This window comes from Kribbella sp. CCNWLW201 (genome assembly GCF_037203805.1).
Taxonomy (GTDB): Bacteria; Actinomycetota; Actinomycetes; order Propionibacteriales; family Kribbellaceae; genus Kribbella.
The window spans coordinates 380,984-404,020 of record NZ_JBBCBQ010000001.1; the positions used below are offsets into that span (position 1 = coordinate 380,984).

The 23,037-nt window shown below is 67.5% G+C and carries 21 protein-coding genes; 7 read left to right on the top strand and 14 right to left on the bottom strand.

The genetic code is table 11. The features are described from left to right. Positions 1-49 precede the first annotated feature (49 nt). From V9K99_RS01660 to ssd, 9 genes are all read right to left on the bottom strand, one after another. A complete protein-coding gene (locus V9K99_RS01660) occupies positions 50-748 on the bottom strand; it encodes a response regulator transcription factor (protein ID WP_337002920.1) in 699 nt (232 codons plus the stop codon). A 249-nt stretch (positions 749-997) separates the two neighbouring features. After that, positions 998-1,576, bottom strand: coding sequence for a dihydrofolate reductase family protein (locus V9K99_RS01665; protein WP_337002918.1), 579 nt, complete (start codon positions 1,574-1,576; stop codon positions 998-1,000). Between the two features lie 367 nt (positions 1,577-1,943). Continuing rightward, a complete protein-coding gene (locus V9K99_RS42685) occupies positions 1,944-2,480 on the bottom strand; it encodes an Rv3654c family TadE-like protein (protein ID WP_442914718.1) in 537 nt (178 codons plus the stop codon). After that, positions 2,477-2,851: a TadE family type IV pilus minor pilin gene (locus tag V9K99_RS42690; protein WP_442914717.1), complete on the bottom strand. Its 375-nt coding sequence runs from the start codon at positions 2,849-2,851 to the stop codon at positions 2,477-2,479. Before V9K99_RS42690 ends, V9K99_RS42685 begins: the two co-directional genes overlap by 4 nt. 97 nt (positions 2,852-2,948) lie before the next feature. Next, positions 2,949-3,161, bottom strand: a complete 213-nt coding sequence (locus tag V9K99_RS01670; RefSeq protein ID WP_337002916.1) for a DUF4244 domain-containing protein — start codon at positions 3,159-3,161, stop codon at positions 2,949-2,951. Between the two features lie 142 nt (positions 3,162-3,303). Beyond that, complete coding sequence (locus V9K99_RS01675) at positions 3,304-4,014, bottom strand: type II secretion system F family protein (RefSeq protein ID WP_337002914.1); 711 nt, start codon at positions 4,012-4,014, stop codon at positions 3,304-3,306. 180 nt (positions 4,015-4,194) lie between these two features. Beyond that, positions 4,195-4,821 carry a type II secretion system F family protein gene (locus tag V9K99_RS01680; protein ID WP_337002913.1) on the bottom strand — a complete coding sequence of 209 codons (627 nt, stop codon included), beginning with the start codon at positions 4,819-4,821 and terminating at the stop codon, positions 4,195-4,197. Positions 4,822-5,021: 200 nt separating this feature from the next. After that, positions 5,022-6,179 carry a TadA family conjugal transfer-associated ATPase gene (locus V9K99_RS01685; protein WP_337002911.1) on the bottom strand — a complete coding sequence of 386 codons (1,158 nt, stop codon included), beginning with the start codon at positions 6,177-6,179 and terminating at the stop codon, positions 5,022-5,024. After that, positions 6,176-7,258, bottom strand: a complete 1,083-nt coding sequence (gene ssd, locus V9K99_RS01690) for a septum site-determining protein Ssd (protein WP_337002909.1) — start codon at positions 7,256-7,258, stop codon at positions 6,176-6,178. Before ssd ends, V9K99_RS01685 begins: the two co-directional genes overlap by 4 nt. Positions 7,259-7,462: 204 nt before the next feature. On the opposite strand from ssd, the gene V9K99_RS01695 reads away from it, so the two are divergent. Both V9K99_RS01695 and V9K99_RS01700 read left to right on the top strand, forming a co-directional pair. Continuing rightward, positions 7,463-9,163 carry a glycosyl hydrolase family 18 protein gene (locus V9K99_RS01695; RefSeq protein ID WP_337002907.1) on the top strand — a complete coding sequence of 567 codons (1,701 nt, stop codon included), beginning with the start codon at positions 7,463-7,465 and terminating at the stop codon, positions 9,161-9,163. Positions 9,164-9,191: 28 nt separating this feature from the next. Continuing rightward, the gene (locus V9K99_RS01700) at positions 9,192-10,733 is read left to right on the top strand and encodes a cellulose binding domain-containing protein (RefSeq protein WP_337002905.1); all 1,542 of its coding nucleotides are present in this window, start codon (positions 9,192-9,194) and stop codon (positions 10,731-10,733) included. A gap of 59 nt (positions 10,734-10,792) precedes the next feature. Here V9K99_RS01700 and V9K99_RS01705 read toward each other — a convergent pair whose 3' ends face one another. Together V9K99_RS01705 and V9K99_RS01710 are read right to left on the bottom strand one after the other, a co-directional pair. Continuing rightward, on the bottom strand, positions 10,793-11,551 hold the full coding sequence (locus tag V9K99_RS01705; RefSeq protein ID WP_337002903.1) for a hypothetical protein: 759 nt from the start codon (positions 11,549-11,551) through the stop codon (positions 10,793-10,795). 77 nt (positions 11,552-11,628) lie between these two features. Further along, the gene (locus tag V9K99_RS01710) at positions 11,629-12,516 is read right to left on the bottom strand and encodes a LysR family transcriptional regulator (RefSeq protein ID WP_337002902.1); all 888 of its coding nucleotides are present in this window, start codon (positions 12,514-12,516) and stop codon (positions 11,629-11,631) included. 71 nt (positions 12,517-12,587) lie between these two features. On the opposite strand from V9K99_RS01710, the gene V9K99_RS01715 reads away from it, so the two are divergent. Continuing rightward, positions 12,588-13,811 carry an MFS transporter gene (locus V9K99_RS01715; RefSeq protein WP_337002900.1) on the top strand — a complete coding sequence of 408 codons (1,224 nt, stop codon included), beginning with the start codon at positions 12,588-12,590 and terminating at the stop codon, positions 13,809-13,811. A gap of 4 nt (positions 13,812-13,815) precedes the next feature. Continuing rightward, entirely contained in the window at positions 13,816-14,265 is a 450-nt protein-coding gene (locus V9K99_RS01720) for an aminoacyl-tRNA deacylase (protein WP_337002898.1), read from the top strand. Between the two features lie 12 nt (positions 14,266-14,277). On the opposite strand, the gene V9K99_RS01725 is transcribed toward V9K99_RS01720, so the two are convergent. Together V9K99_RS01725 and V9K99_RS01730 are read right to left on the bottom strand one after the other, a co-directional pair. Next, complete coding sequence (locus tag V9K99_RS01725; protein WP_337002895.1) at positions 14,278-15,192, bottom strand: helix-turn-helix domain-containing protein; 915 nt, start codon at positions 15,190-15,192, stop codon at positions 14,278-14,280. Position 15,193: 1 nt separating this feature from the next. Further along, positions 15,194-16,645 carry a chitinase gene (locus V9K99_RS01730; RefSeq protein WP_337002894.1) on the bottom strand — a complete coding sequence of 484 codons (1,452 nt, stop codon included), beginning with the start codon at positions 16,643-16,645 and terminating at the stop codon, positions 15,194-15,196. 435 nt (positions 16,646-17,080) lie between these two features. On the opposite strand from V9K99_RS01730, the gene V9K99_RS01735 reads away from it, so the two are divergent. Continuing rightward, on the top strand, positions 17,081-17,905 hold the full coding sequence (locus tag V9K99_RS01735; protein ID WP_337002892.1) for an HAD family hydrolase: 825 nt from the start codon (positions 17,081-17,083) through the stop codon (positions 17,903-17,905). A gap of 294 nt (positions 17,906-18,199) precedes the next feature. On the opposite strand, the gene V9K99_RS01740 is transcribed toward V9K99_RS01735, so the two are convergent. Continuing rightward, positions 18,200-18,979, bottom strand: a complete 780-nt coding sequence (locus V9K99_RS01740) for a Fic family protein (RefSeq protein WP_337002890.1) — start codon at positions 18,977-18,979, stop codon at positions 18,200-18,202. A gap of 24 nt (positions 18,980-19,003) precedes the next feature. On the opposite strand from V9K99_RS01740, the gene V9K99_RS01745 reads away from it, so the two are divergent. Together V9K99_RS01745 and argS are read left to right on the top strand one after the other, a co-directional pair. After that, the gene (locus V9K99_RS01745; protein WP_337002888.1) at positions 19,004-21,226 is read left to right on the top strand and encodes a bifunctional glycosyltransferase/CDP-glycerol:glycerophosphate glycerophosphotransferase; all 2,223 of its coding nucleotides are present in this window, start codon (positions 19,004-19,006) and stop codon (positions 21,224-21,226) included. A gap of 113 nt (positions 21,227-21,339) precedes the next feature. Continuing rightward, positions 21,340-23,028: an arginine--tRNA ligase gene (gene argS / locus V9K99_RS01750; protein ID WP_337002886.1), complete on the top strand. Its 1,689-nt coding sequence runs from the start codon at positions 21,340-21,342 to the stop codon at positions 23,026-23,028. Positions 23,029-23,037 lie beyond the last annotated feature (9 nt).

Here is a 23,037-nt window from a genome sequence, read left to right on the forward strand (position 1 = left end):
CCGCCCGCTCCGGACCGATCAACTCGTTTTGACAGTTCAGGCGGTCATGTCAGTCGAGGAGCCAGCCGTTGCGTTCGGCAATTTGGATGGCGTCGGAGCGGGTGCGGGCACCGGTCTTGCCGATGGCGGACCAGAGGCGGGTGCGGACGACGCGTTCGGAAACGTCCAGCTTGCGCGCCATCAGGGTGATCGAGCCGCCGTCGCGGGCCGCGCGCAGAGTGTCGGTCTCGTCGTCGTCGAGTGGCGTCTCGGAGTACTTGAGGTTCTCGGCGGCCAGGTTGGCGTCGACTACGCGGAGTCCGAGGTGCACCCGTCGTACGGCGTCTGCCAATTGCGGAGCCGGGCTGCCTTTGAGGGCGAACCCTTTGGCGCCGGCCTCGATCCCGCGGCGGAAATGGATCGGCCGCCCGTACGTCGTGAGCATCACCACGCGACACTCCGGCATCGATGTCCGCAGCTTGGTGGTGACCTTGATGCTGTCGTTCCCCGGCCCGGCGGCGTCGAGCAGAGCGACGTTCGCGCGGAGCCGTCGCGCGGCGGCCACCACATCGTCCGAACGGTTGAGTTCGGCAACGATCTCCAGGTCGCGTTCGCGTTCCAGACCGTTTCTGAGTACGCCTCGGCTGAGGATCTGGTCGTCGACCAGCAACAGCCGGATGCGGTCGGGCAAACGGGCCTCCGGGGTGACCGTCCGGGCGCCGGGGAAGTGCGTCCGGGAGGAATGGGCAGGACTTCGGTTCCAGATCATGGAGCCTCACCCGCCCCTCGTCCACATCAACGCGGCATCTCTACCAGATTGCGACCAGATCGCGACCGCTTCAGAACCACCCACCACAACCGCCCAACATATCCACCCCCAAAGCCCTCCAAACATCAGCCCGCCCGTGGATGATGAAACGTGCGCACGTACTAAGAGGTGGCTCATGCACGGGCCAAGAACAAGTCTTCGTGGCGTCCGGCCTCTCACGCGTCTGAACCAGCCCGTCCCTCGGGACGGTCAGGCGTGCAGGGTGGGTCGGTAGATGAGTTCTTGGGTGTGGCCGTCGAGGGTCCGGCTCTCGATCAGCTCGAGATCGAAGTCGGCCGCACCCTGGAAGATCGGATCGACTCCGGTCTGACCGGTGATCACAGGAAAGATCGTCACCTGGACACGGTCAACCAGACCGGCGGCCATCAAAGCCCGGTTCAGCGACAGACTGCCGTGCGAGCGCAACGGCACATCGGACTCCTCCTTGAGCCGGGCAACGATCTCGACGACATCGCCGCTCACAACGGTCGCATCCGGCCAGTCGAGCGGCCCTTGCAGCGTGGACGACACGATGGTCGCCGGCAGTTCCCTCATCCGGGTGACCCACGGATCCCGCACCTCGGACCCCTCGGTGCTCGACGCCAACATCGCCGCGTGCGCCCGATACGTGTTGGCCCCGAAAACCATCCGCTGCTCCCCGCCGTACAAGGCAACACGACGCTCCAAAAACTCAGGCCCTTGCTTCCCCCAATACCCACCCCAGTCACCCCGATGGGCCCCAAACCCATCGAGACTAGAAAAGACGTCAAAGGTGTAGCTAGCAGTCATGATGCTCTCCTCGAAACGTTGAGGCGCCCTCGTGGCGCTCACTCACCCCTGCTACGAACCCCCCGACCCCGATCCGACACCGCCTCCCGGATATCCTCTCGAGAACTCTCTGGTACGCCGCCTGCGACTACAGCCGACCCTCCGTTAGGCCGAGTGTCCAGCCCGGCGACATGCTTCGGCAGAAACCACGTCGAAGGCCAACGACGACTCACCCAACCCCGGCACGCCAACGACTGCGGTCAGTCCGCGGTGCTGGCTGGGGCCGACGCGGAGGAGCTGGGCGACCTGACGCGACTGGTCCGCGACCGGCGGCCACGGGCTTGTACTCCAGCGGCATTTGAATGCAGGCGTGCTCGTGCACCTGGTGCTAGGTGGGGCCGGCTCGGGCGGTGGCGGTGAGGGTTGGGCGGGCGATCCCAACTAGGTTCAGTTGGGTTGTGACTCGGATGGATATCGAGTCTGGCGTGGGTTGGCAGTCGGCCAGGTCGACGTGGTTGGTGCTGGCTATTCGGTGGGCTGTGGTGCAGGGGTCCGAGGCGCCGGATGTGAGGGCTTGTGCGGCGCTCAGGGCGGTGAGGTCGGCGGCGGCTGCGAGTTTGTGGCGGGCAATGGAGATGGCTGACCAGAGGGTTGCCATGGCGAGGGCAGTTGCGAGGAGTAGGCCCATGAAGAGGGTGAGGAGGGTGCCACTGCCTTGCTCGGAACGTACGCGCCGCCTCGAAGGAGCATGCCCCGCGGACGGAGAACAGGTGCGGCGAGGCTGCCCGCGCGTTGAGCGATCGCGGCGCCGTCGACCGCGTCTGCACGTGCCGTCGACTGATCGAGCGCGTCTGGACTTGCTGTCGGCTTGTCGCGGGTCGGGGTGCGGGTTCCCGGCTGATCGCGGGTCGGGGTGCGGGGTCATGGCTGGTCTCCCTGGCTCGGTTCGGATTGGAGGGTGGCCTCGGCTGTGATGGGGGTGGCTGGGAGGGCAGCCAGGAGGGGTGCGTTGCCTTTGGGGGTTGCGGTGACTGTGACGTGGATGTCGGAGTCGGTGCGGGTGATCGTGATGGTTGCGTTGTCGGGGGCGGTGCGGCGGCCTATTTCCTGAGCTGCTTCAGGGGATTCGCCGCGAGCTACTGCGCGAGCTACGTCTCGTGCCGCATCGATGCATCGGATGTTGGCTGTGACCACGCCTATGAGCCAGATGCCCAAGAAGAGCAGCGTGAGCAAAACTGGGAGTGCGATGGCCACCTCGGCGGTCACCGCGCCGCGCTGAGTTCTGGTGGGTGGCATATGTGGGCTCCTTGGGTAGTCGTGGCGAGGAGGCGCGTGCCGAGGCTGACGGTGGGTCGGTCGCGGGTGAGGGGCTCCCGCGACCGACCCGGTGTGGTCAGAGCTGGACGCCCTCGACGCCGGCGAGCTGCAGGGCGTAGTTGATGAGGGCCTTGAGTGCGTTCACCATTGCGTCGGACTTCAGCAGCGCGACGAGGATGCCGCCGAGGCCACAGACCGCGACAACACTCACCGCGTACTCCGCGGTGGCGGCTCCACGCTCGGAACGGTTGCGAAGACGGTGACTGACCGCCACCAGCGCCTTGGACATCTGATACCTCCCGATCTGCGGTCCGGCTCGTCCGGACCACTCACTGACAAGGTGCCGTCGTCAGAGCCCTTTTTTTGAAGGAGTTTCGAACCTGGGGACAACTTTCCTGGGGCTTCATGGAATTTAGTTGCCTTGGGCTCCTTCAACGGGACAGGTAAGGAACCAGGGCGTCCGCGATGGTCGGGACGATGGACAGGAGGACGAAGGCGGGCAGGAAGCAGAGACCGAGTGGCAGGGCCGTTCGGGACTCGATGGCGCGTGCCCGTTGGTCGGCGGCGTGGTGGTGGGCTTGGCGGGTGTCGTCGGCTAGGTGCTCGAGGGTCTTCGACAGCGGTGCGCCCGAGCGGAGAGAGCGGTCGATGGCTCTGGCGAAGGGAGCACAGGCAGGCTCGGAACGAAGGTGCGACCAGGCGTCGATGGGGTCCGCACCGAGTGCGAGGTGGTGTGCGACTTTGGTGAAGAGTTCGGCGAGCGGACCGCGGATGGCAGTGGCGACGGTGGCGAGGGCTTGTTGTGGTGGGCGTCCGGCGCGGAGGCAGGCGGCGAGTAGATCGACCGCCAAGGGAAGGTCGGCGGCGATTTGGGCCGCGCGTTGTCTGGTGGCGGCTGGTTCCAGGCGGGCTAGGGCTCTGGGGATCAGGTAGAGGGCGGCTCCGGCGAGCGGAATGCCCCACGGGAACCCGAGGACGAAGAGCAAGCCAAGCGCGGCGGTGCCCGCCGCCAGTTGGTGTAGGCGTGGTGGACGTGCACGTGTACGGCGGGGCTCGGGTGAAAGGCGGCGTAGGTCCGGGTGAGCGGGCATCACCAGGTACGACGTGATGGCCGCAGCAACTGCGGCCAACGCAGCGGTCATGCGTGAGCCTCCTGTGGAGTGGTCAGGTGGACGCCAAGCGCGGTTATGCGCGGCCTTCGCCGGTCGGGTGGCTCGGTGAACGCCGAGCGTGCGTGATGTGCGGACGTCCGCTGGCGGGTGGGCAGAGGGTGGTCATGCGTGGCCTCCGCTGGTCGGGTGGGCCGAGTGCGGCCGAGGGGGTCATGGGTGGGGCTTGGATAGGTGGGTGGTCCAGTGGAGGCCGAGGGTGGTTAGGGCTAGGCCAGCGGTTAGGCAGAGCCAGCCGATTGGGGTGGCGGTGAGGAAGGTCAGCGGTTCGGCGCCTAGTGAGTAGCCGAGGGCTATGCCGAATACGGGGAGCAAGGCCAAGATGCGGGCGGTTGAGTGGGCGCCTGCGAGGCTGGCGGCGGTTTGGCGATGGATGGCTTCGTCGGCGCGGAGTGACTCGGCGAGGCGTTCGGTGAGGGCGGCGAATGCGGCTCCGGATTCCTCGGCGACGCGCCAGGCTGCTGAGAGGGCGCGGAGGCCTCCTGCGCCGGGAGATTCTGCTGCTAGCTCGAGAGCACCGGGGACATCACCGCCGAGCTTTGCGGCGGCGTAGGCGACTTGGAAGTCGGAGCAGCTGGCTGCTGCACCTTCCAAGGCGTCGATGGGTGGGCGGCCGGCTGTCAGGTCGGCGGCGAGGATGTCGAGGGCTTCGATGATCTGGGCGCGGCGGGTTGCGGCGGTCGTGCGACGGCGGTGCTGGGATCGCTGTACGAGCACGAGTGAGGCGACAACAGCCAAAGCTAGGGCCGAGACCAGGAATTGCATCCCGAGCAACAGCACGGTCAGAACGGCGAGTGGAGCGAGCAGCCAGCGCTGAGGTAGGCGGGGGCGCGAGGGCGGTGTTGGCCGCGTGGCGAGGCGATGCAGGCCGCGGCCTCGGGTGGGTAGCAACAGATGCAAGGTGACGAGCACCAACAGGCAAGAGAGCGAGGCTGGGCTCACGCAGCACCTCCGAGAGCTTGGCGAAGTGGCGGGTGGGATCAGGCGGCGGTTGGTTGGGGGGTGGTTAGGCGGTGGGATGGGGGGTGGTGGGTGATGGTGCCGGTGGGGTGGAATTCGAGGGCTGGGCGGGTGATTACTTGGCCGGTGGGTAGGCGGTCGAAGACTTGGATTTCGGCGATTCGGCGGGTGCCGGAGGGGGTTCGGGTCAGGTGGATGACGGCGTGGAGGGCTGAGGCGATCTGGCTGTGGACGGCTTCTCTGGAGAGGCCGGCCAGCGCGGCGAGGGCTTCGAGGCGTGCGGGTACGTCGGCTGCCGAGTTCGCGTGGACGGTGCCGCAGCCACCTTCGTGTCCGGTGTTCAAAGCGCCAAGGAGATCGACGACTTCGGCGCCTCGCACCTCCCCGACGACGAGTCGGTCAGGGCGCATGCGGAGGGCCTGGCGGACGAGGTCGCGGAGGCTGATCTCGCCGCTGCCCTCGACGTTTGGTGGTCGGGCCTCCAGGCGGACGACGTGCGGATGGTCTGGGCGTAGCTCGCTCGCGTCCTCGACGAGCACGAGCCGTTCGGTCGGATCCACCAACGACAGCAGGGAATTGAGCAAGGTCGTCTTCCCCGTTCCCGTGCCGCCGCTGATCAGGAACGCCAGTCGCGCGTCGAGTAGGTCGCGCAGGATCGCCGTACCGGCTGGTGGTAGTGCGCCTGCGGCGACCAAGTCGTCGAGGGTGAAGACCTTGCGGGAGGGGACGCGTAAGGACAGGCAGGTGCCTGGTGCGGCGACGGGTGCGAGGACGGCGTGGAAGCGGGTGCCGTCGGAGAGGCGTACGTCGACGTACGGCGTTGCGTCGTCGAGGCGGCGACCGGCGGCTGCGGCCAGCCGCGTGGCGAGGCGGCGGATGGCGGGCTCGTCGCCGGTGCGGGTCACCACCCGTTCGAGGCCGGAGCCTCGGTCGACGTAGACCTCGTCGGGGCCGTTCACCAGGATGTCGGTGATGCCTGGCTCGGACAGCAGGGTGTCAAGTGGGCCGGCACCGAGGGCCTCGCGGCGGAGGGCGGCGACGACGGCGAGCACGATGGAGTCGCCGTACACACCGCCGTCGGCACGCAAGGCGGCGGCGACGTGCGCGGGTGTCGGCTGGGCACCGGTGACGGCCAGGGTGCCGCGGACCCGGTCGATGAGCGTTGTGGAGACGTTCATGCCGCGACCGGGCTGTAGAGGCCGAACAGGTTCAGGAGATCGGACGCAGCGCGGCCGAGGGGTCCGCGGGGACGCGGGTCGAACCGGCCCTGATCCATGGCTGCGGGGAGATCGCGTTCGTGACCGACTCGAGTTGCCAGAGGCAATGAAAGATGGGCGGCGACATCGGCTGCGGACAGGCAGCTCGTGCGGGACTCGCGGGCCACCACGCGGAGGTTACCTGCGACGTCGCGGAGCGGGCCGACCAGTCGCTTGGCGGCGGCGACCGATCTGACATCACACGGTACGACGAGCAGCGTCGCGCCGGCGCGGACGAAACCTTCCTCTACCGCTGGATCGGCACGTCGCGGCAGATCGACCACAACCAGGTCGCTACTGCGTTGCGCCGCACCCAGCACCGAACTCATCGTCTCCGGTGGCAGTACGGTCACGTCGGACCGATCCCACGACAGCACCGCCAAACCGTTCACCGACGGCAGCGCGGACCGCAGCGCCGCGGCGCTCACCCGGCCGGACGCGTTCAGCAGTTTCGGCCAGCGATCGCCGACGTCGTGTTCGATCCCCAGTGCGAGCTCGATGCCACCACCGAGTGGGTCGCCGTCGATCAGCATCGTCCGGAAGCCGCGCTGGTTCCCGAACACCGCGACCGCCGACGCGAGCGTGGTCGCGCCCGCTCCCCCGCAGCCGCCGACGAAGGCGAGTGTCAGGGCCCTCCTGACGCCACCGTCCAAGGCATCGGCCAGCTTGTCACCCAATGCCGATTCGTCCGTGGGTAGTCGGAAGACCGACTCCGCGCCGATGTCGAAGGCACAGCGATACAGGTCGTCACCATCCGCGAAGCCGGCCACGACAACGCCTGGTCGTCGTACCGGCTGTGTGTGGGCTAGTGGCTCGGCCAGGTCGTGGCCGACGACGACCAGCGAGCCGGCCTGCCAGTTGCGTCGGAGGCCGAGCAGGTCGTGCTCGACCAGTGGGGTCACCGAGGCAGCCGCCGCCAGCCGGAGCAGGTCGTCGAGCAGCATCTCGTCGGTTGTTGCCATGAGCACCGAAACGTTGTCGGTGGGGAATGAAGTGTCCATGCCTAGAAGATGCAGTCGTCGGGCCGCCAACCGGCAGGGCACTGAAATCCCTGTGGACAAAGGCGTTGTCGGGTTTCCGTCAGCAGCGGGAATCCGCCATGGTGAGGCCGCGACCAACCCGCCGGGAACGGTTACGGTTCCTTTCGAAGCGTCTTTAACTAAATTTCACCGGACCGCTTCCGTCCCAGCTCCGGAGGACCACCCATGAGTCGATTACGCATGCTCACCGCCACGGCGACCGTCGCCGCCACTGCCCTGATCACCGCCGCAGGAGTCTCCCTCGCCAGCCCCGAGACGCAGCAAGCCGCAGCCGCTACCAGCGGCGGCGTGAAGACGGCGTACTTCACCCAGTGGGGCATCTACGCCAACGCGTTCTACCCGAAGAACCTGATCACCACCGGCGCGGCCGGCAAGCTGGACTTCCTCAACTACGCGTTCGCCAACATCCACCCGACCGACCACACCTGCTTCATGGCGAACAAGGCCGCCTCGCAGGACGAGAACAACCCGAATGCGGGTGACGGCGCCGGCGACGCGTTCGCCGACTACGGCAAGTCGTACGGCGCGGACATCAGCGTGGACGGGGTCGGCGACGTCTGGAACCAGCCGATCCAGGGCAACTTCAACCAGTTGAAGAAGCTGAAGTCGCAGTACCCGAGCCTCAAGATCCTCATCTCGATCGGCGGCTGGACCTACTCGAAGTACTTCTCCGACGCGGCCTCCACCGACGCCAAGCGGAAGACCTTCGTCAGCTCCTGCGTGAACATGTTCCTCAAGGGCGACCTGCCGGTGATCGACGGCTTCGGCGGCCCTGGTACGGCGGCCGGCATCTTCGACGGTATCGACCTCGACTGGGAGTACCCGGGTTCGCCGAACGGTCACGTCGGCAACCACTGGAGTCCGGCCGACAAGCAGAACTTCACCCTGCTGCTGGCCGAGTTCCGCGCCCAGCTCAATGCCTACGGCAACCAGACCGGCAAGCGCTACTACCTGACCGCCGCCACTCCGGCCGGGCAGGACAAGATCGCCACGATCGAGACCGACAAGATCGGCCAGTACCTCGACTACAACAACGTGATGACGTACGACATGCACGGCGGCTGGGACGCCACCGGGCCGACGAACTTCCAGGACCCGCTCTACCAGGCCCCGGACGACCCGAGTACGCCGATCCCGCCCGGCTCGGCCAGGTACTCGGTCGACGGAGCCATCAAGGCGTGGACCACCGGTGACCCGGCGTACGGCATCCCCGGCGGCTTCCCGGCGAACAAGCTGACCATCGGATATCCCTTCTACTACAGGGGTTGGAAGGGCGTTCCCAGCACCGCCAACGGCAAGTACCAGCCGGCCACCGAACCGGCCGACGGTCATGCGCTGAGTGGCAACGTGCCTGGCGTCTCGTTCTACAAGGAGCTCGTCGGCTTCGTCGACGACCCGTCCGCGACGTACTTCGACGACACCACGAAGGCAACGTGGTTCTACCGCAACGGGACGTTCTGGACCGGTGACAACGCCCAGTCGATCAAGGCGAAGGCGGACTACCAGCACTGCAACGGTCTGGCCGGCGCGATGATGTACTCCCTCGAGGCACTTGACCCCAACGTCACGCTCTTCAACCACGTGGTCAACGCGGTCAACGCGGACACACCAGGCTGCAGCGGGCCGACTCCGACCCCGACACCCACCCCTACGCCTACACCGACCCCAACCCCCACCCCCACACCGACTCCCACCCCGACGCCGACACCGACGCCCCCAACGGCCACCCCGTGGGCGCCGAACACGTCGTACGCGACTGGTGCACTGGTGAGCTACAACGGCCTCACCTACAAGTGCATCCAGGGCCACACCTCCCTGACCGGCTGGGAGCCGCCGAACGTCCCCGCACTCTGGGGCCAGGTCTGATCACGTACCGCCCACTGATCGGAGCATCATGAAACGCATCACGGTGGCATTAGCCGCCATCACCGCAGTAGTTCTCGCTCTCCTGACCGCACCAGCCGCGAACGCGGCCTCCGTCACCGCAGCCTTTACGAAGGTGTCCGACTGGGGCAGCGGCTTCGAAGGCAAGGTGACTGTCACCAACGGCACCACGAGCTCACTGAGCACATGGTCGGTCGCACTCGACTTCCCGTCCGGCTACACCATCAGCAGCTCGTGGGACGCGACCAGGAGCAGCAGCGGCCAGACACACACGTTCACTCCGCCAAGCTGGGCCGGACCGCTCGCACCCGGCGCCACCGTCACCTTCGGCTTCAACGGCAGCCCGGGCAACTTCCCCGGTCTCGCCGCCTGCCGACTGAACGGCGGCTCCTGCACCGGCGGCGGTGGCGGCACAGCACCCGGCGCACCCACAGGCCTCTCCGGTACGGCGACCTCGTCGTCCGTGAGCCTCACCTGGTCCGCGCCAAGCGGTGCAACGAGCTACAGCGTGTACCGCAACGGCACGAAGGTCGGCTCCCCGACCGGTACGTCGTACACGGACTCCGGTCTGGCCGCGAACACGACGTACAGCTACCAGGTCAGTGCGTCCAACAGCGCGGGCGAAGGTCCGAAGAGCGGCACCATCTCGGTGAAGACCACCACTGGTGGCGGTGAGCCCAGCACTCGGCGGGCAGCGCCGTACCTCTACATGGGCTGGGGTGACCCGCCGAGCCCGACCACGGTGATGAACGCGACCGGCATCAAGTGGTTCACCATGGCCTTCATCCTGTCGTCCGGCGGCTGCAACCCGGCCTGGGACGGCAGCAGGCCACTGCAGGGCAGCGCGGACGCCAATGCGATCGCTCAGATCCGCGCGGCCGGCGGCGACATCGTGCCGTCGATCGGCGGCTGGAGCGGTAACAAGCTCGGCCCGAACTGCAGTACGCCGGAAGCACTGGCCGGGGCGTACCAGAAGGTGATCAACGCGTACGGCCTGAAGGCGATCGACGTCGACATCGAGAACAGCGACGAGTTCGAGAACGAGGTGGTCCAGGACCGCATCCTCAACGCGCTCAAGATCGTCAAGCAGAACAACCCGGGGATCCAGACGATCCTCACCTTCGGTACGTCGACCACCGGCCCGAACTACTGGGGCAACCGGCTGATCGAGCGGTCCGCGGCGCTCGGCGCGAACATCGACATCTTCACGCTGATGCCGTTCGACTTCGGCAGCTCGAACATCTACAACGACACGGTCGGCGCCTCCACCGGCCTGAACAACAAGCTGAAGGCGACCTTCGGCTGGACCACCGCGCAGGCCTACGCCCACCAGGGCATCTCAGGCATGAACGGCCTGTCGGACCAGCAGGAGATGACCACGACGGCCACCTGGCAGAACATCACCAACTGGGCCAAGTCCAACGGCCTGGGCCGGCTGGCGTTCTGGTCGGTGAACCGTGACCGCGGCTGTGCCGGCGGCGGAGTGGTCTCCAACTGCTCCGGCATCGCACAACCCGACTGGGAGTTCACCCGGATCACCGCCGGGTTCTGACAGGGGTACGGCGACGTGCGGGCAACCACCCGTGCGTCGCCGTACTCAGCCAGACGTACTCAGCCCGACTTCAGCGCCTGGACGATCAGGGCGTTGCGGGCGTTCTGACCGAGCGGGATCGACGGGTGCAGTCCGTCGCGCAGGTACTTGCCCAGCCGGTTCGGCTTGGCGGCGAGGTGCTCGGCCCAGTGCACGACCCGGAGGTTCTCGTGCCGGCGCTGCGCCTCGGCCAACTGCAGGTTGATCCAGGCGCTGTTGCGCTGGTCGGAGACCTGGACGAGGGGACCGTGCGCGGTCCGGGCCGCCTGGATGTTCACCCAGAAGACCGTCCGCTCGTCGCCGACGATCTGCATCGTCCGCTCGACCTGGGCGGCCACCGCCGGCGGGGTGAAGATGTCGTTCGAACCGACCGACATCAGGATCCGGTGCGGCAGGCCGTAGTCCTGGGCCCAGGTGTCCAGTGCGTCGACGGCCGGGGTGACCGGCCGGCCGGCCCAGTTGTGCACCGCCATGTTGATGCCGTGATGGGCGAGCTGCTTGGCCAGCGACGGGCCGTCCTGGACGCCGATGCTGTCGCCGAACATGAAGACGCCGTCGGTCTCCCGCGTCTCGCGGATCTGCGCCTCGCTCGAGATCGCGCGGGCCTGCCGCTCCCACGCGCCGAGCACGCCCGACCCGTAGGCACCGGTCGAGGCCAGCTCGCCGACCGAGGCCGCCGACGCCGTGGCGGCCGACGCAACCGTCGACGCGGCAGCGGCCGTGCCGGCTGCGAACAGCAGACGCCGGCTCGGCCGAATCGAACTGAGACGCTTCCTCACGGAGGAAACTGTGCGGTGGAAAGCCCTCTCACTGCAAGTCGACACCGTGGAAATTGGACCAACGCTACGAAAGTCACTCAGGCAGACCGGACGGGCTGGGATCGGACGAACGTCCGGAAGCGCTCGGCGGCCGGTGTCAGCTGGGCCCGCAGCCGCCAGGCCATGCCGATCTCACGGCGAGCCTGCACCCCGGCGAGTGGTATCGACACCGCCCCGCTCTCGTTCCCACGAACCGCACCGGACGGCAGTACGGCGACGCCCAGTCCAGCACCGACCAGGCTGTCGATGGTGGCGAGGTCGGTCGCTTCGAACGCGAGCCGCGGCGTGAAGCCGGCCGCGCGGCACAGCTCCTCACTGATCCGCCGGAAACCGAACCCGGGGCGCAGCCCGACGAAGGGCTCGTCGGCTGCCGCCGCCAGCTCCACCCGGTGCCGCGAGGCCAACGGATGTCCAGGCGGGACGTGGAGGCACAACCGCTGCTGTTCGAGCAGGTGCCATCCGAAGGTCGAACGATCCGGCCGCGGCGCGATGATGCCGATCTCTGCCTCCCCGCTCTCCAGGTCCTGGACGATGTCGTGGGCCGGCTCCTGCCGCAGCGCGAACCGCACACTCGGCGCCACCTCGCGGAACGCCTTCAGCAGGTCCGGCACCAGGCTCGTCGCAACCGAGTGCAGGAACCCGAGCCGAACCGTCCCCGACTCCGGGTCGAGCAACGCGTCGATGCGCTGCTGGGCAGAGTCGACCGCCGCCGTGCCGGCCCGGGCAGCCTCCAGGACGACTCGGCCGTACGGGTTCAGCCGCACACCCCGATGCTCACGCTCGAAGAGCTGGACACCGAACGCGCTCTCGACCCGGCGCAGCGACCGGGACAGGTTCGGCTGACTCGTCCCCAGCAAGGCGGCCGCCTCGGTCAGGTGCTCGGTCGCCGCGAGTACGACGAACCAGCGCAGATCCTCCACGTTCATACCAGAAGCGTATCGATAACTGCTGAGATCGACATTTTACGTATCACCAGAAGCGTGGCACGGTCGAAGGCATGCACACCTCCGTCGCCGCGCAACCCGGCTATCGCCCGGGCGACCCCGGCTACCGCCGGCTGTCCGTAGCGCTCTTCGCGGCGGGCCTGGCGACGTTCGCACTGCTCTACAGCACCCAGCCGCTCCTCCCCGAGCTCGTGGATGCGTTCGACGTCTCACCCAGTCAGAGCGCGTTCACCGTGTCGCTCGCCACACTCGGGCTCGGCATCGCCCTGCTGATCGCCGGTCCGGCCTCCGAGGTGATCGGACGCACCACTCTGATGCGCTGGTCGGTCGCAGCCACGTCCGGCATCGCACTGCTCTGTGCAGTCGCTCCGACGTGGCACTCGCTGCTCGCCCTCCGCGGTCTCCAGGGCATCGCGATGGCCGGGCTGCCCGCGGTTGCGATGGCGTACCTGCGGGAGGAAGTGCATCAGGACAGTCACGCCCGTGCCAGCGGCCTCTACATCGCAGGTACGGCGGTCGGCGGAATGGCGGGTCGCCTCATCGCAGGTGGGCTGGCGGACCTCGGCGGCTGGCGAGTCGCATCCGGCGGCATCGCACTCGTCGGCATGCTGTGCGCCGCGGTGGTCTGGCTACTGCTCCCCGCGTCGCAGAACTTCCACCCGAGCCCAGCGAGCCCGCGGCAGCTCCTGACCCAGACAGATCGAGTACTGCGCGATCCGGCGTTGCTGGCCCTCTACGGGATCGCCGCCACCGCAGTGGGCGCGTTCGTCGCCGTCTACAACGGCGCCGTCTTCCGGCTCTCCGGAGCGCCATATGAGCTGAGTGCCGGGGCGGCAGGGCTGGTGTTCACGGTCTATCTGCTCGGGTCGGCCGGTTCGGCGACGGCTGGGTGGCTCGCTGACCGGTATGGCCGTCGTACCGTCGTTCCGGTCGGCTGTCTGGTCACTCTTGCCGGAGTGGCGATCACTCTGGCCGCACCGCTTCCACTCATCGTCGTCGGGCTTGCGGTGATGACGGCCGGGTTCTTCGCCGTACACGGCGTGGCCAGCGGTTGGGTGGCTGTCCGGGCGCACGCGGGTGGTGGCGGTACCGGACAGGCGGCCAGTCTCTACCTGTTCTCGTTCTACCTGGGCTCGTCGGTCTTCGGCGGTGCGGCCGGTGCGGCATGGAGTCACGCGGGCTGGAGTGGGGTGGCGCTCGAGGCCGGAGTGCTGTTCCTGATCACTCTCCTGCTGGCTGTGCTTCTCAAGAACGTTCCCAGCAAGGTGCAAAACTAGCCGGGTGACCAAAGCGATCGAGGCAGCCGACCAACTGGGGCTCAGCTACGAGGTGACCAGGCACGGACCCGTCAACTCACTGGAGGAGGCCGCGGCGGCCAGAGGTATCGAGCCGGCCAGCCTGATCAAGACGATCGTGGTCCGGCTGTCCGACGACGACTACCGGTTCGTCCTGGTCCCCGGTGACCGGGAGATCGCCTGGCCGAAGCTGCGGGCGCTGCTCGGCGTCAACCGGATCTCGATGCCGGACAAGGACACCGCCTTCGCCGTGACCGGGTACGTCCGGGGCACGATCACCCCACTCGGCAGCACACACGCTTGGCCGGTCGTCGCCGACGAACGCATCACCGGCACGATCTCCCTCGGCGGCGGCGACCACGGCGTCGGCATCACGGTGAACGCCGAGGACCTGGTCAAAGCCCTCGACGCCACCGTGGCCGATGTGACGGACTAAAGATGTGACGGGCTAGACGAGCAACCCTCGTTGGCCGGCGCGGAGGCCGGCCTGGAAGCGGGTGGTCGCGTCCAGTGCCTTCAGGATCCGCTGCATCCGCCGCTCGACCGTCCGCTGAGCCACTCCGAGCCGCCGAGCTATCGCCTGGTCCGTCAGCCCGGCAGCGGCCAGTGCCAGCAACTGCCGGTCCTCGTAGCTCAGCGGCCCCTCCGACGCCGCAGGAGACAGTGGGCTCGCCTGCTGCCACAACAGCTCGAACAGCCGCAGCAACGCGTCCAGCAGGCTCGAAGCCCCCAGCTCCACGACCACGTCCGGACTGGTCGGAAGCAATCCTGTACGGCGATCCACCACGACCAGCTTCAGTGGTACGTCGCGCAGGATCCGGCAACCCGCAGACCGGGCAGCCACGAGATCACCCGGCTCGGACAGCGAGGCCATGTCGTAGATCGTCCGGTAGGACACTCCATGAGCACGCCGCGGCTCGATCGGCAGGACGACGTACGGCGACCGATCGAGGACGAGGACCTCGGTCTGCGCACTCTGCTGTGCCTGATAGAACCGCTGCGCGACCGCCTCGGTCCCTCGGATCACAGTGAAGGAGTCCTGTCGTCGGAACTCCGTCGTGAGCACCGAGGCACCGAGTCTGGCCTCGACGATCGCAGCCTGTTTCCGTAGCGCCAGAAGCTCGACAGCGGCCTCCGGCACAGCCGGCACATACCTGGCCGGTCGTCCCGTCATACGTGAGGCGAGGCCGAGGGACAGCAGTGACTTCAGATGTCTGCCGATGCGGTTGGCAGGCCATCCGGTGTCGTGGGACAGGTCAGTCGCAGTGGACTCCGGTCGGGCCAGAAGCACCCGGTAGAGCTGCTCGTCCTCCGAGCAGACACCAAGCGCTTCCAGCACCGGAGCCGGTCGGTAACTGTGCATGTCAGGGCAGGGAGTGGACGTGGGCGCCGACCTGGTTGGCGAACGCGCTGCCGTTCAGCGCGTCCCAGTTGGTCGACCAAGTCATCGCACCGCGCAGCGACGGCCACGTGGTGCTCGGCTTGAAGTTGCCGCAGTTCGTGCCCCGGGTCAGACAGTCCAGAGCGTTGTTGACGATCTGCGGCGAGACGTAGCCGCTGCCGGCCGCACGGGACGACGCCGGCAAGCCGAGGCCGACCTGGTCGGGGCGGAGGCCGTTCTGCAGCATGATGCAGGCCTGCGCGGTGATGAAGTCGACCGTGCCCTGCGAGTACACCTGCCCGTCGCAGCCGTTCATCGAGCCGGAGTTGTAGTACTGCACGTTCACTACGGTCAGGATGTCCTTGATCGCCAGCGCGAGCTTGAAGTACTCGAACGACGTGCTCTGCATGTCGATCGTCTGCGGCGCCATCGCGATGATCAGGCCGCTGCCGAACTGGCTCTGCAGGCTGCGCAGCGCCTGACCCATGTACTGCGCGTTGACCCCGTTCTCCAGGTCGATGTCGATCCCGTCGAAGCCGTACTCGCGCAGTACCGTCAGAGCGCTGTTGGCGAAGTTGGTCGCGGCCTCGGAGCTGCCGACCGAGATGGTGCCGTTCTGACCGCCCACCGACAGGATGACCCGCTTGCCGGCCGCCTGCTTGGCCGCGATGTCGGCCTTGAACTCGGCGACCGTGTAGCCACCCAGCCCGGCGGAGTCCAGGTTGAAGGTGATGGCACCCGGCCGGGCCGGGTCAGCGTCGGCGAAGGCCACAGCGATCAGGTCGTACGCGGCCTGCACGTCCCGGATGCGCTGGACCGTGGCGCCGTTGTTGAAGTTCTGCCAGTAGCCCGTCAGCACATGCTTGGGGAGAGCACCGTTCGTCGGCGGAGTGGTGGGCGGCGTAGTCGGCGGGGTGGTCGGAGGCGTGGTCGGGTCCGGAGTGCCACCAGGACCATCCAGTACGACGTCATCCGCCTGGTACGGCGGTAGCCCGTACCAACCGTGCAGGTAGATGGTCACCCGGGTCGCCGAGGCACTGGTGGTGAAGGTGGTCGTCAGCTGGTTCCAGGTGGTGCTGGTGCTCCAGGTCGACGTACCGCCCTCGAAGCCCAGGTAGACGTTGGAGCCTTTGACCCGGGCGGACAGGGTGTACGACGTACTGGCCTTCACCGGAATCGACTGGGTACAGCGGGCGTTGTCGGACGACGACGGGCTGCCCTGGAGGGCGTAGCTGCCGGTGCGGGCCGAGGTCGTGGTGGCGCCGGCGGTGCAGGTCCAGCCGGACAGGTTGCCGGTTTCGAAGGTTCCGTTGGTGACGAGGTTGGTGGCGGCGGATCCGGTCGCGGGGACCAGAAGCAGGCCCGTGAGGGCGGCGAGAAGCGTGGTCAGGGCGGGAATGATCGCGGCCTGGGGGCGGAGTGCACGCGTTTTCATGACTTACAAACTGTGACTGCGTAACTACATTGTCAAGACCCTGCATAAAGTGAAAGCGCTCCCACGGCCAGAAAACTGAGGAAGCTTTTACATTTACGACCAGAGAACCTGGAGGAGGCTCCTCCCAACCTGGAGGAGGAAAGGCGACGGCCCCCGGCGGGGGGGTGACCGGGGGCCGTCTTCGGCCACGGGCTCGGGGGGAGGAGCCGGGGGCCGATCAGGAGGCGACAGTCTGCCACTGTCAGGGGGTATGTACCCCCCAAGTCCGGAGTCAACACATCTCAGTTCGATTTCAACCGAGACCGCGTCTTCCCAGGCGCCGAAGCCGCCCATTCAGGCGTTTCCGGCCAGTGTCACTGTCACACTGTCAAACAGTCTAACGGGAGACCGGCCGACACAAAAGCCCGGGTCCCTCGGCGTTTCTTCGAGATGCCTATGCTCGACCCCATGGCGCACCCCGGGACGGCCCGCACGGCCGCCTTCTTCGATCTGGACAAGACCATAATTGCCCGTTCCAGCACGCTGGCGTTCTCCCGGCCGTTCTACGCCGGCGGGCTGATCAACCGCCGTACCGTCCTGCGCAGTGCCTACGCGCAGTTCGTCTACCTGCTCGGCGGCGCGGACCACGACCAGATGGAACGGATGCGGGAATACCTGTCCGCGATGTGCACCGGCTGGGACGTGGAGACGGTGAAGGCGATCGTCGCCGACACCCTGCACCACATCGTCACCCCGATGATCCACGAGGAAGCGGTCGAGCTGATCGACGAGCACCACGCGGCCGGCCGAGACGTGGTGATCGTGTCCTCGTCCGGGGCCGAGGTGGTCGAGCCGATCGGGGCCATGCTCGGCGCCGACAAGGTGATCGCCACCCGGATGGTAGTTGCCGACGGCAAGTACACGGGCGAGATCGAGGAGTACGCCTACGGACCGCACAAGGCGACCGCGATCCTGGCGCTGGCCGAGGCCGAGGGCTACGACCTGGAGAACTCCTACGCCTACTCGGATTCCGTCACCGACGAGCCGATGCTGGCTGCGGTCGGTCACCCCTTCGCGGTCAATCCGGACAAGGCATTACGCCGGCTCGCGGTCGCCCGAGACTGGCCGATACTGGACTTCAGCGAGCCCGTCGGCCTGGCCGAGCGAGGCCGTTTTCGCGAGGTACGACGACCCGCCCTGGCCACTGTGGCCGTCGCCGGACTGGCCGCCGGGGTACTCTTCCTGGCCGCCCGTCGGCGCGCCCGCAGCACCGAGAGCTGACCGGCCAGTGACCCGCCAAAGCTGAAGGTCGCTTCATTGTTCTCAACTCCATGAAGGTCTCGTAAGCCCTTCACAGAAAGGGTTTTCAGGAGTACAAAGGAAGCACAAAGGACCTTCGGGTCCGGTAGAGATTGCACGGCATCCAGGCACCCACGCGGCGACCAGCCCATCCCAACCGGGCAGCGTGACCCAGGCATTGTCCTGTGGCGGCAGACAGGTGCACGCATGGTAACCAGGATGACGTGCCAGCGACGGCGTTCTCAGCAGAGAACGCCGTTCGCATGTGTACGGACGTCAGCCGACGTGTGCCAGTGGCGAGCGTTCGGCACCCAGTGCCACCACCTCGCAGGTCCGCAGCAACCAGTCACGGACCCCGGTCAGTCCTTGCGCTGCGTAGTCGCCGAGCCCGGACGGATAGGTCGCCGCCAACTCATAGTGACCGACCTCGGGGACGGTGACCGCGACCGGATCGATGCCTCGGGCAACTAACAGGCAGCGTTCGGCGGCCCGGGCGACCAGACCGTTGGCGGTCGGGAACGGACGCAGGATGGCGAGCTCGGCGTGCACGATGGCCGCGACCACCAGACCGGGCGCCGCCGTCGGGCGGGTCAGGTTCTGCGCCAGCGCGCTGAGCCGATCCCACATCTCGTCGGCGGGAGGTGCCGGCGGCAGCCCCGGGATGTCGTCCGGGACCGGCTCCCGACTGGTCCGCAGATGGCCCAACTGGTCTTCCGGGCCCAGATCGGCGGCGGCCAACTGGTGCAGTCTGGTCCAGACCTGCACCGGGGCGGTGTCGATCTGGGGAGCGAGTCGCATCAGCTCGCCGGTCATCCGGACCGCGCCGGTGGCCAGTCCGTCGGCGGCACCCCGTCGTACCTCCTCGAGGCTTGCCGGGCTGCCGGCCAGGGCGGCGGAGGCGTGGGCGCCGCGCAGCAGCGCCTCGGCGGTCACGTCCGAGCCGACCTTCCGCAGGCCCCGGTCGCGTAGCAGTACGTCGACCGCGTCCCGGGCCGCCCGGGCCGCCGATCCGACCCCTTCCAGCCCAGCCAGTGGCTCGAACACATCAGTACTCATAGGTGCACCCTAGGATGACGTGGCATGGCGCTCGGCATCGTCCCTCGGTTCAGCATTGTGGTCCCCTGTCATGCCTCGCGTGCGTGGCTGCGACCGTGTCTGGACTCGGTGCTCGGGCAGTCGTTCACCGATTTCGAGATCATCGGGGTGGATGATGCCGACCGGGACGGTTCCGGCCGGATCCTGGACGAGTACGCGGCGGCTGATCCGCGGGTGCGGGTGCTGCACCTGGACGAGAACGTCGGTTTGGGTCCCGCCCGGAACGCCGGGCTGAAGGAGTGCCGCGGCGACTACGTGCTGTTCCTGGACGCCGACGACCTGTACCTGCCGGGCTCGCTGGAGGCGATCGCGGCCCGGATCGACGCGACCGACCGGCCGGACATCCTGTTGTTCGACTACGAGCGGGTCTTCTGGGACGGCCGGGTGGTCCGCAACCAGCGGCACGACGCCTTCGCCGGGCACGGCGCCGGGGTGTTCACCGCGGCGGAGCGGCCGATCTTCCTCACCTTCCTCGAGGTGGTCTGGAACAAGGCGTGCCGGCGGGACTTCCTGACCCGGCACGGGTTCGCGTTCACGGCCGGTTTCTACGAGGACGCGCCCTGGACGTACTCGACCATGCTGACCGCCGAGCGGATCGCCACGCTGGACCGGGTGGTCGTGCACTACCGCCAGCACCGGACCGGCGGCAACATCCACGCCACCGGCGGCCGCCGGCAGTGGGACATCTTCGACCAGTACGACCGGGTGCACGCGTTCATCCAGTCCGACCCGGAGCTGGCCGGCTGGCGACGGTTCGCGTACGACCGGTCGCTGGACCACATCCTCGCCGTACTCGCGAAGCCGGAGCGGGTCGCTCCGGACGACCGGGCCGAGTTCTTCCACGCCGCCCATGCGTTCGCCAAGCGGTGGAAGCCGGAGGGGTACGGCGCCGACCGCACGAACCGTGGGTTCAAACGGTGGATGCTCATCCATGACGACTACGCGACGTACTCCACGCTCAAGCTGAGCGCCAAGGTGCTGCACGTGACGAGTCCGCGCAAGGCCGTCGGCAAGCTGCTGCACCGGAGCAAGCTCGACCCGAACCTGGCCGCGTACTGCTCGTACTGGTTCAAGCAGTACGCGTGCAACCCGCGGGCGATCTACGAGAAGGCGGCCGAGCTGGCGCCGCATCTGCGCGGGGTCTGGGTCGTCGACGCCGACCACCTCAAGGCCGTCCCCGAGGGTGTCGAGTACGTCGTCGCGGGTTCACCGGCGTACCAGAAGCTGCTGGACCGGGCGACGTACTTCATCAGCAACATGAACTGGCCGAAGGAGCTGGAGAAGCGGGAGGGGCAGATCCACCTGCAGACCCAGCACGGTACGCCGCTCAAAACGATGGGGACCGATCTGCGGCACTTCCCGCTGGCCGGGAAGGACCTGGACCTCGACGAGCTGATGCGGCAGACCGATCGGTGGGACTTCAACATCTCGTCGAACCGGTACTCCTCGGAGATCTGGGAGCGGACCTATCCGGCGTACTTCGAGGAGCTCGAGTACGGCTACCCGCGCAACGACCGGCTGATCAACGCGACCATCGACGAGGTCCGCGCGATCCGGGCCGGCTTCGGTTTCGACGACTCGCACCTGGTGGTGCTGTACGCGCCGACGTTCCGCGACGGAGTGGACTCGGTCCGGCTGCCCACCGGACTGGTCGACCTCGGCGGCACCGGGATCCACCTCGACCTGGACCGGCTGGCCGCATCGGTCGGCGAGCACGGCCGGGTGCTGGTCCGGACGCACTACTCGTTGTCGACGGCACCGGAGGTGCACGCCGGCACGGTGATCGACGTGTCCGAGCATCCGCGGGTCGAGGATCTGATGCTGGCGGCCGACGTCCTGATCTCGGACTACTCCTCCATCACCTTCGACTACGCGAACCTGGATCGCCCGATCGTGTCGCTGGTCGAGGACCAGAGCTTCTACGACGGCCGCCGCGGCACGTACTTCGACATCACCGCGTTCCCGCCCGGGCTGGTCGCGCGGTCACCCGAGGAGCTGCTGACCATCCTGCAGACCGGCGCCTTCTCGTCGGCGGAGGCGGCCAAGCACCGGCAGCTGTACCGGGAGAAGTTCTGCGAGTACGACGACGGACGCGCGGCCGAGCGAGTGGTACGCCGGGTCTTCCTCGGCGAGACCGACGTACCGCCGATCGTGCCGCTGGCGGACCGGCGGCCGGCACCCTCGCCGTACTTCATGCATAATGGCTGACATGTCGATCAGCCTGGAGTCCGTGAGCGCGCTGCGCCTGCGGTCCGGCCTGCGACGACGACGCACTGTCTGAACACCTCCTGTTCCAGTGCGTCTACTTCAAAGGACCTGTCATGTCCGCTGTTCTGCCTGTTCTCGCCACCAGACTGTCCACCGCAGCCGCGGCCGCCTTCGGTTCGTCGTACGGCGACCTGGACCCTGAGCTCCGGTCGGCGACCAAGCCCGAGTTCGGCCACTACCAGAGCAATATCGCGCTCCGGCTCGGCAACGCCCTCGGCCAACCACCGCGGGCGGTCGCCGCACGCCTGGTCGAGGCGCTCGACCTGGCCGATCTCTGCGAGCCGGTCGAGATCGCCGGGCCGGGCTTCATCAACCTGACTCTGCTCCAGGAGACGCTCACGGCTGCGGTCAACGAACCGCAGACCTTCGCCAAGAGAAACCAGCGGGTCGTCGTCGACTACTCGCAGCCGAACGTCGCCAAGCAGATGCACGTCGGCCATCTCCGGTCGACTGTCATCGGCGACGCGCTCTGCAATGTGTTGACGTTCGTCGGGTACGACGTGATCCGGCAGAACCATGTGGGCGACTGGGGCACGCAGTACGGGATGATGATCGAGCAACTGCTCGAAGAAGGGCTGGACGCGGAAACCCTTGATCTACAGGGTTTGCAGGTCCTTTACGAGCGGAGCAGGAAGCATTTCGATGCCGACGGCACCTTCGCGGACAAGTCCAGAGCGCGGGTCGTGCTGCTGCAGTCCGGCGATCCGGAGACGCGGGCGATCTGGCGGCGGATGGTCGACGTCTCGCTGGACGATTTCGAGCAGGTCTACGCACTCCTGGGCTCCAACCTGACCCGGGCGGACGTCGTCGGCGAGAGCGCCTACAACGAGGACCTACCGCGGATCGTGGAGGAACTGGCGGGACTGCTCACCGAGTCGGACGGTGCGCTGTGCGCGTTCCTGCCAGGATTCAAGGGCCGGGACGGCCAGCCGCTGCCGGTGATCGTGCGGAAGTCCGACGGCGGCTTCGGCTACAGCGCGACCGATCTCGCCGCCGTACGGCACCGGGTTTCCACACTGCACGCCGACCGGATCGTGTACGTCGTCGACCACCGGCAAGCGCTCCACTTCGAGCAGATCTTCACGCTCGCCGCGACCGCAGGCTGGTTGCCGCCGACAACGACCGCCGAGCACGTCGGCTTCGGCACCGTACTCGGACCAAACGGGAAGCCCTTCAAAACAAGGGCCGGTGGCACAGTCAAGCTGACCACCCTGCTCAACGAGGCAGTTGCGCGAGCGGACGCTCTGCTCGAAGGCCGGCGCGGCATCAATCGGCAGGCCACCGCGAAGGCGGTCGGGATCGGAGCGGTCAAGTACGCCGACCTGTCCAGCGATCGGGGCAACGACTACGTCTTCGACCTGGACCGGATGGTCGCGATGACCGGCAACACCGGCCCGTACCTGCAGTACGCGCACGCCCGGTTGACCAGACTGCTCTCCAAGGCGGGCACCCAAGGCGGTGAGGTCACGGAGCTCAAGGATCCGGCCGAGGAACGGCTGGCCTTGTTGCTGACCGGTTTCGCGGACGTCGTCGTACAGGTGGCCGAAACACTGCAGCCGCACCGGCTGTGCACCTATCTGTACGACGTCGCGACCGCGCTGTCCGCGTTCTACGAGCATTGCCCGGTGCTGACGAGCGAAGGCGACACCAGAGCCAGCCGGATCGCGCTCTGCACCGCGACCCGGAAGGTGTTGCAGGATGGACTGGGCCTGCTAGGCATCGAGGCCCCCGACGCCATGTAGGAGGTTGCC